This is a genomic window from Paenibacillus catalpae (assembly GCF_900112695.1).
Classification (GTDB): domain Bacteria; phylum Bacillota; class Bacilli; order Paenibacillales; family Paenibacillaceae; genus Pristimantibacillus; species Pristimantibacillus catalpae.
Genome location: NZ_FOMT01000004.1, coordinates 61,860 through 76,716, shown reverse-complemented (window position 1 = coordinate 76,716; position 14,857 = coordinate 61,860). Strand labels below are relative to the sequence as shown.

General features: G+C 50.2%; 15 protein-coding genes. 13 read left to right on the top strand and 2 right to left on the bottom strand.

Annotated features, from left to right (window positions below; all coding sequences use genetic code 11):
* Positions 1-91: 91 nt before the first annotated feature.
* From BM200_RS18155 to BM200_RS18115, 9 genes are all read left to right on the top strand, one after another.
* On the top strand, positions 92-853 hold the full coding sequence (locus BM200_RS18155) for an aminoglycoside adenylyltransferase domain-containing protein (protein ID WP_091188071.1): 762 nt from the start codon (positions 92-94) through the stop codon (positions 851-853).
* 55 nt (positions 854-908) lie between these two features.
* The gene (locus tag BM200_RS18150) at positions 909-1,454 is read left to right on the top strand and encodes a histidine phosphatase family protein (RefSeq protein ID WP_091188069.1); all 546 of its coding nucleotides are present in this window, start codon (positions 909-911) and stop codon (positions 1,452-1,454) included.
* A gap of 85 nt (positions 1,455-1,539) precedes the next feature.
* Positions 1,540-2,655 (top strand): AI-2E family transporter, encoded by a 1,116-nt coding sequence (locus BM200_RS18145; RefSeq protein WP_091188068.1) that lies wholly within the window; start codon positions 1,540-1,542, stop codon positions 2,653-2,655.
* Positions 2,656-2,807: 152 nt separating this feature from the next.
* Positions 2,808-3,941, top strand: coding sequence for a GerAB/ArcD/ProY family transporter (locus BM200_RS18140; RefSeq protein WP_091188066.1), 1,134 nt, complete (start codon positions 2,808-2,810; stop codon positions 3,939-3,941).
* On the top strand, positions 3,931-5,511 hold the full coding sequence (locus BM200_RS18135; protein WP_091188065.1) for a spore germination protein: 1,581 nt from the start codon (positions 3,931-3,933) through the stop codon (positions 5,509-5,511). Before BM200_RS18140 ends, BM200_RS18135 begins: the two co-directional genes overlap by 11 nt.
* Positions 5,512-5,515: 4 nt before the next feature.
* Positions 5,516-6,622 carry a GerAB/ArcD/ProY family transporter gene (locus BM200_RS18130; RefSeq protein ID WP_091188063.1) on the top strand — a complete coding sequence of 369 codons (1,107 nt, stop codon included), beginning with the start codon at positions 5,516-5,518 and terminating at the stop codon, positions 6,620-6,622.
* On the top strand, positions 6,619-7,851 hold the full coding sequence (locus BM200_RS18125; RefSeq protein WP_091188061.1) for a Ger(x)C family spore germination protein: 1,233 nt from the start codon (positions 6,619-6,621) through the stop codon (positions 7,849-7,851). Before BM200_RS18130 ends, BM200_RS18125 begins: the two co-directional genes overlap by 4 nt.
* 3 nt (positions 7,852-7,854) lie before the next feature.
* Entirely contained in the window at positions 7,855-8,112 is a 258-nt protein-coding gene (locus tag BM200_RS18120; RefSeq protein WP_091188059.1) for a hypothetical protein, read from the top strand.
* Between the two features lie 231 nt (positions 8,113-8,343).
* A complete protein-coding gene (locus tag BM200_RS18115) occupies positions 8,344-9,336 on the top strand; it encodes a LysM peptidoglycan-binding domain-containing protein (protein ID WP_091188058.1) in 993 nt (330 codons plus the stop codon).
* 162 nt (positions 9,337-9,498) lie between these two features.
* Here BM200_RS18115 and BM200_RS18110 read toward each other — a convergent pair whose 3' ends face one another.
* On the bottom strand, positions 9,499-10,716 hold the full coding sequence (locus tag BM200_RS18110; protein WP_091188056.1) for an MFS transporter: 1,218 nt from the start codon (positions 10,714-10,716) through the stop codon (positions 9,499-9,501).
* Positions 10,717-10,832: 116 nt separating this feature from the next.
* Here BM200_RS18110 and BM200_RS18105 point away from each other — a divergent pair, with 116 nt between their 5' ends.
* The 4 genes from BM200_RS18105 (at position 10,833) to BM200_RS18090 (ending at position 13,072) form a co-directional block, all read left to right on the top strand.
* Positions 10,833-11,633, top strand: coding sequence for an AraC family transcriptional regulator (locus BM200_RS18105; protein WP_091188054.1), 801 nt, complete (start codon positions 10,833-10,835; stop codon positions 11,631-11,633).
* Positions 11,634-11,750: 117 nt separating this feature from the next.
* The gene (locus BM200_RS18100; RefSeq protein WP_091188052.1) at positions 11,751-12,116 is read left to right on the top strand and encodes a MerR family transcriptional regulator; all 366 of its coding nucleotides are present in this window, start codon (positions 11,751-11,753) and stop codon (positions 12,114-12,116) included.
* Positions 12,117-12,118: 2 nt separating this feature from the next.
* Positions 12,119-12,436 carry a thioredoxin family protein gene (locus BM200_RS18095; RefSeq protein ID WP_091188051.1) on the top strand — a complete coding sequence of 106 codons (318 nt, stop codon included), beginning with the start codon at positions 12,119-12,121 and terminating at the stop codon, positions 12,434-12,436.
* A 114-nt stretch (positions 12,437-12,550) separates the two neighbouring features.
* Positions 12,551-13,072, top strand: coding sequence for an ankyrin repeat domain-containing protein (locus BM200_RS18090; protein WP_091188049.1), 522 nt, complete (start codon positions 12,551-12,553; stop codon positions 13,070-13,072).
* A 71-nt stretch (positions 13,073-13,143) separates the two neighbouring features.
* Here BM200_RS18090 and BM200_RS18085 read toward each other — a convergent pair whose 3' ends face one another.
* On the bottom strand, positions 13,144-14,706 hold the full coding sequence (locus BM200_RS18085; RefSeq protein ID WP_091188048.1) for an ABC transporter substrate-binding protein: 1,563 nt from the start codon (positions 14,704-14,706) through the stop codon (positions 13,144-13,146).
* Positions 14,707-14,857 lie beyond the last annotated feature (151 nt).

Sequence of the window (14,857 nt, the reverse complement as noted above, 5' to 3'; positions counted from 1 at the left end):
ATCTGGATAAAAATAAATGGCAAAAGTACTGTCTTAATATTATATAAAGTATGTCCGAATATTATAGTCTATTGGGAAGGCGGGGGACCTTATGGAGAAGGAAGCTTTTCTGCAAAAAGTGGTGAGCGCGTTTGAGTTGGTCTTGAAGGATAACTTGGCAGGAATCTATTTGCACGGATCACTTGCGATGGGATGCTTTAACCCGGAAAGAAGCGATATCGACCTCGTCATTGTCGTAAAGGAGAAGCTCTCAAAGGAAGAACAGCGGTTAATTACGCGGCATGTTCTAATTCTTAACGACTTGTCCGGCTGCAAAGGAATAGAGTTGAGCATTGTTTTGGAATCTTGCGCGAGGGAGTTTGTTTATCCAACGCCATTCGAATACCACTTTTCGGAGTATCATCGTGAGCGGTATCAAGCTGATCCGAACTACCTTTGCGGCGGATTTGAAGACCCGGATCTGGCTGCGCATTTTACCGTGCTCTATCACAGGGGAATTACCCTTTACGGCTATTCTATTCAAGAGCTGCTTCAACCCGTCGAGCGCACTTATTATGTACAATCTATTCTTAATGATATAGGAGAGGCCGCCAAAGAAATTATGGATTCACCGGTGTATTACTCCTTAAATCTATGCAGGGTGCTGTTCTATTTGCGGGAAGGCATCGTGTCCTCCAAGCAGGAGGGCGGGAAATGGGGATTGCGCGTATTGCCTGAGAAGTACCGTTCCATGATAAATGCCTGTTTAGAGGAATACAGCTGCCAGGGAAGGCAAACAGAGTGGGATGATAAGCAGTTAGTTGAATTCGCCGAGTATATGCAGAATGAAATCAACTCGAGTTCATTCTATTAACTTGAGCTTTATTTGTTGTATAATTTTTACAACACAAACGGTAAAGGAGACGAAGATGAAACAGGTTTATATCGTGCGTCATTGCAAAGCTGCCGGACAGGAGCCGGATGCTCCACTAACGGAGACGGGCGCCAAGCAGGCTGTTGAGCTGGCTGAATTTTTTTCTGGTAAAGAAGTTGATTTCATCCTATCAAGTCCTTTCGAAAGGGCTTATCGTACCATCACACCATTGGCTGATAGAATTGGTTTAGATGTCGCTCTGGATAATCGATTGGCAGAGCGGGTCCTATCGAGCAATATTTATGAGGATTGGCGGGAGCGGCTGCGCAAAACTTACGAGGAGTTGGATTTATGTTATGAGGGCGGGGAGTCCAGTAACCTGGCCATGAGCCGCGCGGCAAGCGTCGTGACAGAGGCTCTGAACAGCGGCAAGAAGAATATCGTCATTGTCTCGCACGGCAACTTGATTTCCCTCCTCCTGAAACATTTTGATAACCGAATCGGGTTTAAGGAATGGGAGGGGATGACGAATCCCGATGTGATTCAGCTTACCTTCCTAGAAGAGGATAAACCTAGCATTCAACGAATTTGGAAGAATTAATTTGTTTTCCTATGTTTATTTTCCCTCGTTTTGCGTTAATTCTAGTAATAGGTGAAAAATATAGTCAAAAGGGAGATCTGTCCGTATGCCGCAAGGCAAGTGGTTTCGCATAGGTTATGGCATCATCGTCGTTTTATTGATCGCCTATTTGGCATCCAAGGTCAATTTCGTGTTTGATCCGATCGGCAAGGTTCTGGCCGCGTTGTTCGTGCCGCTGCTGATCTCGGGTATGTTCTACTATCTGTTCAGGCCGTTCGTGAGGCTGCTCTCAACCAAGCTGCCGAAGGTACTCGCCATTTTGCTCGTCTACATCGGCGCGATTGGCGTCTGCTACTTGTTCTTCTGGATGATCTGGCCTCCAATCCGGAACCAGTCTATTAACCTGGTGAACAACTTTCCTCAGATCGTCGACTCCGTCCAATCGTGGCTAGAGTCCGTGCAGCAGCACGAGTGGCTGCAGGAAATCGGGCAAAAGGACGCCCTTTCCACGGAGAATCTGTCGAACAAGCTGACCGGATCGCTGGATGAACTGCTTAATTCCGTCGTTGGCAGCGTGCGCGGCATTTTCAATCTGATTATGAACTTCTTCTTCCTGCTTGGCCTCGTTCCGTTCATGATCTATTACTTGCTGAGCGAAGGGGATAAGTTCCCAGGCCTCATCCTGCGAATGCTGCCGGAGCGCTATCATCGCGAGGCAAGCGGCGCGCTCAAGGAGATAGATGCTTCGATAGGCTCGTTTATCCTGAGCAAAGTGCTAACATCGCTGCTCATAGGCGCATTGACCTTCATTGGTTACCTGTTTATTGATTTGCCTTATCCGCTGTTGCTCGGTTTAGTCGCCGCCATAACGAACTTCATTCCGTACATTGGACCGTTGATCGCCTTCATTCCGACGGCCGTCGTTGCTCTTACCGTCTCGCCGATGACGGTACTGCTGGTCGGAATCGTGCTTGTCGTCTCGAACCAGATCGAAGCAAACCTGATCGGCCCGCGGATCATCGGCAAGCAAATGAACGTTCATCCGTTCACTGTCATGCTGCTCGTCATCGGCGCCAGCTCGATTATCGGAGCGCTCGGGATGATTATCGTGGTACCCGTCTACGCGATTATCAAGATTATCGCGACCCGCGTCTATGCTTTCCGCAAGCTTAACCGCATTCCGCCGAAGGACCCGCTTGCGGAGGTTACCGAACGCCATTAGATTGCGAAGCTGTTACAATCGCATTTAAGCTGTCCGCTTGCCGGACGGCTTTTTTATTTCCCCGCTTTCCTCTCCCTGAATTTTTTTCCATTCCGCTGCGCATGATAAGAAAACAAAATCTGGGCACATCACGTGAGGGGGAGGGGATAGTCATGGTGACGCTGAGGCAGATTGCTTCAATGGTCATTCTGTTTTTAATTGGCAGCTCCTCTTTGTTTTTGCTTGGCGGCAAGGCGGAACGGGATGCGTGGATGTCGGTTGGGGTTGGGGTTTTGGCCGGTTTTTTGGTAATCAGCCTCGTCACGCTGCAGATTCAGAGGCTAGAGCCTGACCGGAATTTGATTGAAATATTCAAGCTTTATTTCGGCAGAGTAATTGGCTTCGCCCTCGGCTTCATTTATGTCATTTATTTTTGCTACAAATGTATCCGTAATGTCAGGGAATTCGCGGACTTGTCCATTATGTTCCTTCTGTCGGATACGCCGCTGTCTGTCATTATGTTTATCATCTGTTTGATTGGCGGTTATGCCGTAATGGGCGGGCCGGGGGTATTTTTCCGCATGGCAGAGATTTTGCTGCCGTTTTTACTGTTGATCTATGCATTAATCTACATTCTGTTAATCGCCACGGGGACAATTGATCTGGGCAGGCTGCTTCCCATGCTGGAAAAAGGATTCAAGCCGGTCTGGGATGCGGCTATTCCGGAAATTATTTCATTTCCGTTTGGCGAAATGGTGCTGTTCCTTATGTTCTGGCGGTATATCGATAGAGGCAGTTTCAGCCAGGTAATGAAGGTCACACTGAATAGTTACTTGTTTGCAGGAGCATTTATTACGGTCATGAATGTGGTGATTGTCGCGAGCCTTGGCTCATTAGCCGGATGGAGTACGGTTCCTCTGCTTCAAGCGACAACCTATGTTTCAATAGGGGACGTATTTGAGCGATTTGATCCGTTTGTAGCTCTGCTGTTTTTCACGGCTGTGTATGTGAAGCTGACGGCATACTACCTTGGCGCATCGCTCGCCCTTGCCTATTTGTTTCGCATTTCGCTTCGCATTGCTGCTATTCCCGTTGGGATCGGCATATTCTTTGGTTCGTTCTGGTTCAAGAGCTACATGCACCAGGTGAACATCGGATTTGAGCAAAATATTAAATATCATTTTCCAATCTTTCAAATGTACATTCCGGTATTACTGTTGATTGTTATGCTTCTCCGGTCAGGAGTAAGGTCGCGCAGCAAGCATCAAAGCCAGCCATCGAGCGAGGATAGCAACCATGCCAAATGATAAGAATGCAACAAGTTCCGGGAAGACCTCGTCTTCTTCCGGACAAGCAAAGCAAGCCGAGCAAGTACTGCTGCCGGATCTGGATATGAATATCGAGCGCCTGCATCGCTTCCTGGGCGGAGGCGAGGATATCGTATGCCGCACGCTTCAGCATCGTTCTTTTGACAATACGCGTTACGCGCTAATGTATATTGACGGCATTGTAGATGGAGGGGTAATCAGCACGATGCTGCTTGGCCTTCTGGATGATGCCAACCAGTATGCAGAAATGCGCGAAGATACCACTCTTCATCGCCATTTGACCGAGCGCTCCATCGCGATCGGCAAGCTAAGCGAGATCGAAACAGTGGAGCAAGCATGCTATGCCATGCTGGAGGGCTGCTCCATCCTTATTGTAGAGGGCAGCCTGCGGGCGATTGCGATGGATACAACCGGTGGCAAAACCCGGGCGGTCGAGGAGCCAAGCAGTCAGACGGTTATTCGTGGGCCGAAGGAAGGCTTTACCGAAAATTTGCGTACCAATACCTCGCTTATCCGCAAGATTATCAAGTCGCCTGATTTACGTTTTGAATATAAAATGATTGGGCGTCAGACGAGGACCAATATTGCAGTTGTCTATCTGGAGGGAATCGCGGAGGCGGAAGTCATCAAGGAGGTTCACCGGCGGCTGGATGCCATCGATATCGATGGCGTGCTGGAAAGCGGTTATATTGAAGAGTTTATTCAGGACCGAGCGTTCACGCCATTTCCGCTTCTCCAGAATACAGAGCGTCCGGATACCGCCAGCGCCGCGCTGCTGGAAGGCCAGGTTGTCATTATGGTGTCAGGAACACCGTTTGCGCTTGTTGCTCCGGTAACCTTCGTGAAGTTCTTCCAATCCAGCGAGGATTATTACCAGCGCTATGATATAGCGACCTTCCTGCGGATCATTCGGATGACCTCCTTCTTTATATCCATGCTGCTGCCGTCATTGTATATCGCTATCACCACCTTCCATCAGGAAATGCTGCCGACCTCGCTGCTTATCAGTCTAGCTGCACAGCGAGAGGGTATTCCGTTTCCGGCACTGCTGGAAGCGTTTCTGATGGAGATTACCTTTGAGATTTTACGGGAAGCGGGGGTCCGGATGCCGCGCATCATTGGACCCGCGATTTCGATTGTCGGAGCACTCGTGCTTGGACAGGCAGCGGTTCAAGCCGGGATTATATCGGCCGCTATGGTTATTGTCGTATCCTTTACGGCAATCGCGAGCTTTGTTATACCAGCTGTCAATATGGGGATTGCCGCTCGGCTTATCCGCTTCATTTTAATGATCCTGGCAGGTACCTTCGGGCTTTTTGGCATTATGTCAGGGCTTATGATTCTGCTCGCTCATTTGTGCGGCCTGCGTTCTTTCGGCAAGCCGTATATGATGCCTTTTGCACCGTTTGTTGCTTCAAATTTAAAAGATGTTCTAGTCCGCGTGCCATGGTGGGCGATGCGTAAACGCCCGGTTAAAATTGCTAACGACAATAATGCGATAAGGGAAGGTGCCGGGCAGAAGCCTAGCCCTGATCAGGAAGGAGCCTAGAGCCATGAAGCCTGCTATATCGACCATGCAGACAGTTGCGTTAGTCCAGAGCACTATTACACCTACTATTGTATTGGCGGTGCCAAGCGTCATGGTCAGTATCGCTCATCATGACGCCTGGATTTCAGGCATCATTGCGGCAGTAGTCGGTTTGGTTATGGCTCTGGGAATAGCGATGATTGGCAAGGCTAACAACGGACAGCTCTTTGTTGCCTGGATGGAGAGCCTCTTTGGCAAACCGATTGGCTTAACAATTGGCTTGATGTTGGGGATTTATTATTTCAACTCTTTTTGCGTCATTCTCCGGTCATTTGCCAATTTTGTGTCAGATATCGTTCTGGATGCAACTCCGCTTTTTATGCTGACGAGCATTATGGTATTAGTTGCGGCATTTACGGTCATGCAGGGCATAGAGGCAGTCGCGCGTTCTGCTTCCATGGTGCTGTTCTTGATTATGGTCGTTATTCCGGTATCCGTCTTTATCCTTTACACAGACATTGACTTCAAGAGGTTAATTCCTGTATTTGATACAAGTCCGGTAAGAATGGCGATCGCCTCATTTCCGCCAATTGGCTGGCTGTCCGAGGTGTCGATTTTGCTTTTATTGACTCCTTATATGAAAAAGCCGGGATCCGTGCTGCGCGCAGGCTTAATAGGCTCGCTCCTCAGCTCTTCCCAGCTTGTGCTTGTTATTTTGCTCGGCTTGACCATTTTTGGGCAGCAGCTTGTTCCCCTCATGTCCTATGCCTTTGTTAACGTCATGGCAATCGTCGAGGTTGGCGAATTTCTGGAGCGAATTGAAGTATTCACCGTATCGGTCTGGTTCCTTACCATGTATATCAAATTATCCGTGTTTCTGTTTGCGTCGGTTCATTGCCTATTCCATTCTCTTCGTCTGCATAGCGAGCGCCATACGGTAATCGGATTAAGCCTTCTCGCTATCGCAACCGCATCAGGCGAATGGCCGCGAAATATGAATAGCGGTTTGATGGCGACCCTGGTTAATATGCCGGTGCTGCTCATCATGAATATTGCACTGCCTGTTCTAATTGCTATAGGGCTTCTATTTACACGGGGGAGACGGAAGCAAGGAGGGACGCAACGATCATGAGTTTGCGAATAAAAAGAATGTTATGCGCGGTTCTTCTTCTGCTTGCGGCTCTGACCACAACCGGCTGTTGGAACCGGATTGAGCTGAACGAAGTGGCCATTACATCGGCAACGGGCGTGGACTGGGACGGCGAGAACTGGATTGTATCTTATCAGGTCCTTATACCTGCCGCAATCTCTTCGGTAACGGGAGGATCGGGGGGCGGGGGGCCGAAGTCGCCCATTATTGTGTACTCCACGAAGGGCAAGACCATTCGGGATGCCATTATGCACAGCTATTCCGAAAGCCCCCGCAAGCTGTTTTTCGCTCATAACCGGGTCGTAGTTATCGGTGAAAAGGCTATGCAGCGCGGAGTTAACGAGCTGATTGACGTCTATTTCCGTAATTCGAGTACCCGGGAGACCGTAAGCGTGCTTGCGACGCCAGGCACCGCGCGGAGGGTTCTGGAACAATTCATGCAGCTGCAGGCGATCTCGGGTGCGGGGATGAAGGAAATTATTTTATCCGAGATGAAAAACACGTCCATTCTGCCGAATATTCCGGTTTATCAGCTGGCCATGGAAGTGATCGGGGATGCCAAGAGTGCGGTGGTTCCGGAGATTTTTGTATCCGGCACGGAGGATACCTCCTCCCTGGAATCGTTCGGCAGCACTTCTATTCCGTCCAAGCTCAAGCTGGGGCGTCTGGCTGTCCTGAAGGATGACAAAATGATTGGCTGGATGAACCGCAAGGAATCGCTGGGCGCGTCCTATTTGCGAGATAGCGTACAGCAATCCTATGTCGTCGTTCCCTGTGAGGATGATAAAGGAAAGAAAGGCTACAATACCATTCATGTTTTGAAGTCTTCAACGAAGGTCATACCTAAACTCCAGAACGGACAGCTCGTCTTCACGGCGGATGTTGATGTTACCGGGACTTTAATGGAATCGAACTGCGCGCAGGACCTGTATAAGCCGGGTGTCATTCAGTCGCTTGAGCAGGGAGGACAAAAACAGGTTAGCAACTTGCTGCAGGAAGCGTGGGCGAAGGGTCAGGAGATGAAAGCGGATGTTTTTGGAGCGGCAGAGAAGACGCACCGGAAATATCCGAAGCAGTGGAAGGAATGGAGCAAGAATTGGGATGAGGTTTTCAAGGAGGCTGCTCTTGAGCCAAAGGTCAAATTCCGGATGGCCCGGATGGGATTAAGTAATAAATCATTCCAATACTTGATGGACAAGGAGGGGAAATAACCGATGCCGTACATTGCCCTTATCATCCTGCTGCTTTATGTTGCGTTGCTCATCATTGGCGGCAAACCGTTAATCCGGAAGAAGTGGTACAAGGATTTGATCATGTATGCCGGCCTGCTGACCTGGAGCACTTTTATAGCGGTAGGACTTGTGCTGGATTGGCCAGCTGCAGCAGTGGGAACAACGGTAGCCATTATTAACATGGGCGTGGAGCCTATAAGACAAATGATGGAAGGTATGGTCGGCTGGGGACTGGATTAGAGATAGGTCTTTAATCCTTTTGCAAGATAGGTAATTCGGTAAATGATAGTTCTGTAAGAACCCGCGCAAGCGGGTTTCTTTTTTGCGTTTCCCCTACGAATGCACCAATTGTTAAGTTTGGCTGCCGAACAAGAAGGATTCCTGACGAAAGACAGCGAAACTGATGAGCCGCATTTACTCCTACAGAAGGTGTGATCATCGTTGAGCAGGCAATCAAAGTGGGTCCTTTGTATGATTATGGTTATGATGGCATTGGTGAGCTATCCCGGAAGCTCAAGCGCAGAGGCGCTCAAAGCATCTGGTATGACTATTTCATACGCCGTCCAGCCGGGGGATACGTTGTTTAGTATCTCGAAGAAATATTATCTGACCGGCAATTATGAGCAAGTAGCGAAGGCGAATGGCTTGAACTCAAAAACGGGCTTGAAAGCCGGGGCTGTACTCAAGTTAAAAAATCCGCTTGTTATGGATTACTATGAGGTTCAGCAAGGAGATACCCTGTTTGCGATTACCAAACGTTATTTCAACCGCAGTAACTATATGAATGTACTTATGACTTACAACGGGATCTCCGATCCTAATACCGAGCTGAAAATCGGCATGACGCTTCGTATTCCGCTTCGCTCAGGTGAAGGAAGACATCATGTCGTTAAGGGAGACACAATGTACAGCTTGTCTGCCCGGTATTTCAAAGCGCAGGACTATCAGAAGGCGGTAGCTCAGACGAACGGGGTCGGCACAGCCTCCAGTCTGATCCAGGCCGGTCAACAGCTGCAGATTCCAAATCCGTATTATATGGTGGCATCTTCCACCGCGGCCGTCTCTGCCGCCGTTTCAGCCAAGCTCTCCATCGATATCGATATTACTCGCAACAAGCTTTATGTGAAATCCGGCGAAACGGTCAAGAAGACTTTCGATATTGCCAGTGGTAAGAAACCGGGGTTAACGCCGACCGGCAGCTTTGAGATTATGACCAAGATTGAGAACCCCTGGTACTCCGCCAAAGGAATTCCCGGCGGCGATCCGAAAAATCCGCTGGGCAGCCGCTGGCTCGGGTTAAGCGTTCCGAATACCCAAGGGACGAAGTATGGCATTCACGGGACAAATGCTCCCTCTTCGATCGGAACGAATGCCAGCACCGGCTGCATCCGGATGCTGAACGAGGATGTAGAGTGGTTGTACGATATGGTGCCAAACGGTACGAAGGTGAAGATACACAAATAAGAACAAAGAGGGGCAGCTGCCCCTCTTTGTTTATGTTAAGCGTTCAAATCATATTTGATATACTGGCGGATGAATTCTTCCTCCATATCTTCAAACCAATCGGAGTGGATCCAAAGAGGCAGCTGCAGGATCGATTCGTAGATTACCTTTTAACGTTTACTTTTAAGCTAACCGCATAAGCTTCGAGTCCTTCGGCAGCAGGAAGGCGCAAAGTCCAAGCAGCGGAAGGAAGGAGCACAGCTCGATCGTAAAGGCGACATCCTTCACATCCGTGAGCCACCCGAGCAGCACGGAGCCAAGCCCGCCCATGCCAAACGCCAGTCCGAAGAACAAGCCGGATACCGTGCCGATATGCCGGGGCAGAAGCTCCTGCGCATAGACGATGATGACGGAGAAGCCGGACATGAGGATCAGGCCAATCGCGCAGCACAGAATAAGCGCAACGCCGGGGCTTGCATAAGGGAGCAGCAGCGAGAATGGCGCTGTTCCGGCGATCGAGATCCAGATCATCGTCTTGCGGCCAAACTTATCGGCGAGTGGTCCGCCAAGAAGCGTCCCCACCATGCCGGCGAATTGCAAAGCAAACAAGCAGATTTGCGCACGGGAGAAGGACAGACCGTAATGGTCGATAAAGTAGAACGAATAATAACCGGTCATTCCCGCAATATAGACAAATTTGGAGAACAGCAGAACGATCAGGAGCAGCATCGTTCCCGCTATGAAGAGGGAAGAATGCGGAGATTGCTGATCGAGCATCCGAGTAGCAGCCTTTTTGATAGACGCGGCAGCGGCCAGCTGACCGGCATACCAGCGGCTGATAATCAACTGAATAAAGATGCCGACAACAGCAAAGCTCGTAAACCACAGGAAGCCCTGCTGGCCATGCGGCATTAATACGAAAGCAACAAGAAGCGGCGCTAGTGCCTGGCCGGTATTGCCGCCAACCTGGAAGACGGATTGCGCCATGCCTTTCCCGCTGGAGGCCGCCATCCGGGCTACCCGGGAAGATTCCGGATGCAGGACGGATGAGCCTACCCCGATCAGAGCTGCTGACACAAGCAGCATCCAGAAGCTGTCCGCATAAGCGAAGCCAATCACCCCGGCGAGCGAGAAGAGCATGCCAAGCGGAAGCAGGATCGGCATCGGCCTGCGGTCGGAAATATATCCGATAAACGGCTGAAGCAGGGAAGCGGTAATGTTAAGCATAAAGGCAACCCAGCCGATTTTGGTAAAGCTCAGATGCATCGTAGATTGAAAGAGCGGAAAAGCAGACGGCACAGCGGTCTGCATCGCGTCATTAAGCAGATGAGCGAAGCTGACGCCAAACAGCATCCAGATAGCCGGATTGCGCTGTGCCTGTAAAGCGGCGGTTTGATTCATGGAGCGGATCCCCCTATTGATTTTTTTTCAGTATAGCGGGGGATGCGGAAGCCGGTCGTTGCGAAAAGTGCTGCAAATGGAGCAACTTTTGCTATAATGATGGCAGGTGAAGACATATGGAGATGAAGGTAGAAACGGATTGGATCGAGTTATGGCAAGGGAGCCATGGCTTCAAGAACGTTCCTCATAAGCATGAAGACTGGATGCAGGTTACCCTTCCGATTAAAGGCACGGTCCACTTTACGCAGGAAGAGCGGAGCTACGGCTTAAAGCAAGGGAACGGACTGCTTCAGCCGCCCGGGACGGAGCATCATTTTTATCTGGGAGAGCAGTCTTCCGTTATTATTGTGAAGGTTCGCGAGCGTGGAGCCGGAGGCATGGAAGCTATCCAGCCGCAATTTATGGCAGGAGAGGGACAGGATATCCGGCAGGAATTTCACGCCGGAGATATGGTTGGCCGTTTCCGTCAGTGGATGATGGCGCTTATTGAAGGGCAGGCTTTGGCCGATCCGATTGCCGTGCAGGAGGTTGAACAGGATGTTGTCGCTTATTTGGGCGGCATGCTTAAGCTTGGCCGGAAGGAGCTGCTGCCGACAGGCGTTAGCGATCCTCATATCCGTCGGGCCTTAGCCTATCTTCATGATTGTTATGATGACACGATAAATATTGACGAACTTGCCGGGATCGCGCTGCAGAGCCGCTATCATTTTGTCCGTTCTTTCCGCGAAGCGACCGGTACGACGCCGTATCAATATTTGCTGAAGCTGCGCATTACGGAGGCTATGAACAGGCTGCGCCGCACGGATGCGACAATCGGACAGATCAGCGTGGATCTAGGGTTCTCGAGCACCAGCCAATTTCACCGTGCTTTCCTCAAAATGACCGGCGTAACCCCTCAGGTTTACCGCCAGCAATAATGGACATCCACCCTTCCGCCACTTTTGGGTAAACGGAAGGGTTTTTGCATACTTGACCTTCACATTAATGTGAGGGTATATAATCGGTTCGAATCGACGATGCAGGAGGCGTTAGGAATGAAGATTGGTGAACTTGCGACCCGTACAGGAGTTAGTCTGCGGTCGCTTCGTTATTACGAGGAGCAGGGACTGCTGACTCCCGTCCGGCTGGAGAACGGCTATCGGGAATATTCGCTGCTTGCCGAAGAGCAAGTGCGGACCATTCAGCTGTACCTTCAGCTTGGACTGTCGACGGAGCAAATTGCCGGTTTCCTGCACTGCGTCTTGAAGAACAAAGAGGCGTTCTGCAAGGAGGTGCTCCCCGTCTACCGCCGGAAGCTGGAGGAGATCGAGGAGCAAATCCATCTGCTAAGCAGCATTAAACGCAATCTTGAGGACCGCATTCAGTCGATTCTGGAAGAACAGAAGGAAACGGAGGAATGAACATGAGCGTGAGGAAAATAGACGGACCGTCTTTCCATCAGGCTGTCCGCAGTAATGGAGCAGCATTAGTCGAGTTTGGTGCCAAATGGTGCCCGCCATGCAAGGTGCTGCTGCCTATTCTGGATGAGCTGCAGCAGGAGGAAGGCGAGCGTGTCTCGATCCTTCAGGTAGACTGCGATGAATCGCCGGAGATTGCCTCCGAGTTTGGCGTGATGTCGATGCCGACCGTCATTGTGTTCCATAACGGCGAGCCGGTCGATAAATATATCGGTCTCCGCCCGAAAGAAGTCTATCAGCAGGCTATTGCAAGGTATGTGTAAAAAATGCCGGCCACAACAACTGTGGCCGGCATTTTTATTTTAGAGGCAGGAAACGGGACCGCTCTGAGAGAACATCATGAGTGCTCAATATCTTCCAAAACGGAGGTTATCAGAATGGCGTTACAGGAGTACATAAGCGACTTGTTTCAAGCCGCCCAGAGCGGCGATGCCGCTAAAGTGAAGGAGATGATCTCCGCACATCCGCAGCTTGCCAATACAGAAAATCAAGACGGACTTACGCCGCTTGGCTATGCGGCGCACTTTGGCCACGCAGAAGTGGTGCGCGAAATGCTGGAGCTTGGCGCAGACGTGAATGCGGTCTCTCATTCCAGAGTCTCATTCATTCCTTCGAACACGGCTCTGCACGCTGCGATTGCCGGCGAGCGGAGTCTTGAAGTCATTAAGCTGCTGCTCGCGCATGGGGCAGACACCACGATACTGGACAGCAACGGCCATACTTGTCTTCACTCGGCTGCTTTCCATGATGATAATCTGGAGATGATCCAACTCTTGATGGAGCATGGAGCGGACGTTCATTCCGCAGCGGACGGCGGGGACACGCCCTTGTCTCTTGCCATACAGCAGGGAAATGAGAACGTTGCGAGCCTTCTTCGGGAGTACGGAGCTTCGGCTTAACTCCAACTGCCCCCTCAGGCCCTAAGAAAAGGCAGTCCCTTAAGCCATCGGCCAAGGAACTGCCTTTCCCGTTATTTCAAACCTTTTTGCGTCAAGAACGCTTCCCATTGCTTCGCTACTTCAGCGTCTACCTTCTCCATGCCGGACGATTTCAGCTTAGCCAAGTATTCCGGAAGCACTTTGTTCGGATCAACGGCGCCAGTCTCGAGCGCGGTTTCGTATTCATTTTTCACCGCATTAATGTTGGCGACCTCCGCTTTAAAGTTCTCCTCATTGACCGTAAATCCGCTGCTTGCAAGTACAACGGCGTTATCGTTAAGCTCAATTGTCTTCTGCCACGTATCCGCTGCCTGACCCGGTTTCAAGAAGGCATTAAACTGGTTGCCGAATACCCAGTCGCCGTTAGGCGCATAGCCGGATCCTTCGATTGGCTCGATGTAGAACTCATCCACCTTCTTGTAATGCTTGCCTTCAATGCCGTTACAAATCAGATTGTACAAGTATTTATCCGAATTGAGCAGGTTGATAAGCATAAGAGCGCGTTCCGGATTTTTCGAATTTTTGTTGATGACATGCATCGCGCTTGCGATACCTGTGAAATAGCTTTCGGAGATTGGAACGTATACGACGTCATTGCCGCCGTTAATTGCTTTTTCGCCAATCTCGCCGCCCGGCTTCGAAGTGAATTCGATCGATACCGCGACGTTGCCTTTCGCTTTCAGATCGTTAATGTTTTGGAGGACAGGCGCATCCTGATTAATATAACCTTTTTCGTACCATTCATGGAGCTTTTGGTAGTAAGGAAGACGGTCATTGGCTGTATTCAGGAAAGTCGAGAGTGTATAAGCCGGATCATCCTTCTTGTAGTAAACAGGAGAACCGTCAGTGCCTGCAACTGTCGAATCGATATACATGCCTCTGGAGTTTTGCGCCAGGCCAAGCGGAACCACATCCGGTTCATTGTCTTTCAACTTCTTCAGGAATGGCTCAATATCGCTATAGCTGTGGATCGTGGATACATCCAGGTTGTATTTGTCGATGAAACGTTTCTGGATAATCAAGCTCTTCTGCTTGGCTGCGACCTGATAGATCGGGAAGCCGTATACTTTGCCGTCTGCCGCAAGCATATCCGGCCAGAATTTATCCGGGATGTTCGCCCGTGCCTCAGGCGCATACTTGGCGATCATATCGTCCGTAATTTCGTGGTAAGCACCGCGGTCGATATAAGGCTGATAGTTGCCGAGCCAGCCCTTGGAGCTCCAGGCAATATCAAAGTTCTCATTGGCGGCGAGCATCGCATTCAGCTTAGGCTCGTATTCGTCGAAGGTAAGAGGCTTCAGCTCGACAGTCGCGTTGATTTTATCCTGCAAATATTTGTTGATTTCATCATTCACGAGCTTCTGGTCTGGGCCAGGGTTGGCTGAAACCGGATAGAGGAACGTAAGCTTGACGGGCTCGAGCGCCGGCTCGGTGGATTCGGCAGGCTTATCGCTTGCAGCAGCGCTAGGCTCTGTAGTAGGAGCCGGGGTTGGATTATTATTGCCGTTATTGCTGGAACAAGCAGCGAGAATGACAAATACTAAGGCGATAGACAGCAGCTTGGCGATCATTCTGTTCTTTTTGTTGTTCACCATGAACTGAACCCTCCAATTATTGTTCCTGATTTAGTATTACTACACTTCGTGAAGCAGTCCTGCTAAAGCCGTGCAAAAGAGCGGAATCACCTCCTAAAAAGAATTGCAACACGCTGTTCGTTGCGATTCTTACTTCGTAAGCATGGACCTA

Excerpts from the sequence above, each read along its gene's own strand:
- BM200_RS18085 (WP_091188048.1), bottom strand. The coding sequence starts at position 14,706 with ATGGTGAACAACAAAAAGAACAGAATGATCGCCAAGCTGCTGTCTATC.
- BM200_RS18090 (WP_091188049.1), top strand. The coding sequence starts at position 12,551 with ATGGCGTTACAGGAGTACATAAGCGACTTGTTTCAAGCCGCCCAGAGC.
- BM200_RS18130 (WP_091188063.1), top strand. The coding sequence starts at position 5,516 with ATGAAGCCTGCTATATCGACCATGCAGACAGTTGCGTTAGTCCAGAGC.
- BM200_RS18140 (WP_091188066.1), top strand. The coding sequence starts at position 2,808 with ATGGTGACGCTGAGGCAGATTGCTTCAATGGTCATTCTGTTTTTAATT.
- BM200_RS18100 (WP_091188052.1), top strand. The coding sequence starts at position 11,751 with ATGAAGATTGGTGAACTTGCGACCCGTACAGGAGTTAGTCTGCGGTCG.
- BM200_RS18115 (WP_091188058.1), top strand. The coding sequence starts at position 8,344 with ATGATTATGGTTATGATGGCATTGGTGAGCTATCCCGGAAGCTCAAGC.
- BM200_RS18125 (WP_091188061.1), top strand. The coding sequence starts at position 6,619 with ATGAGTTTGCGAATAAAAAGAATGTTATGCGCGGTTCTTCTTCTGCTT.
- BM200_RS18150 (WP_091188069.1), top strand. The coding sequence starts at position 909 with ATGAAACAGGTTTATATCGTGCGTCATTGCAAAGCTGCCGGACAGGAG.
- BM200_RS18110 (WP_091188056.1), bottom strand. The coding sequence starts at position 10,716 with ATGAATCAAACCGCCGCTTTACAGGCACAGCGCAATCCGGCTATCTGG.
- BM200_RS18145 (WP_091188068.1), top strand. The coding sequence starts at position 1,540 with ATGCCGCAAGGCAAGTGGTTTCGCATAGGTTATGGCATCATCGTCGTT.
- BM200_RS18155 (WP_091188071.1), top strand. The coding sequence starts at position 92 with ATGGAGAAGGAAGCTTTTCTGCAAAAAGTGGTGAGCGCGTTTGAGTTG.
- BM200_RS18095 (WP_091188051.1), top strand. The coding sequence starts at position 12,119 with ATGAGCGTGAGGAAAATAGACGGACCGTCTTTCCATCAGGCTGTCCGC.
- BM200_RS18120 (WP_091188059.1), top strand. The coding sequence starts at position 7,855 with ATGCCGTACATTGCCCTTATCATCCTGCTGCTTTATGTTGCGTTGCTC.
- BM200_RS18105 (WP_091188054.1), top strand. The coding sequence starts at position 10,833 with ATGGAGATGAAGGTAGAAACGGATTGGATCGAGTTATGGCAAGGGAGC.
- BM200_RS18135 (WP_091188065.1), top strand. The coding sequence starts at position 3,931 with ATGCCAAATGATAAGAATGCAACAAGTTCCGGGAAGACCTCGTCTTCT.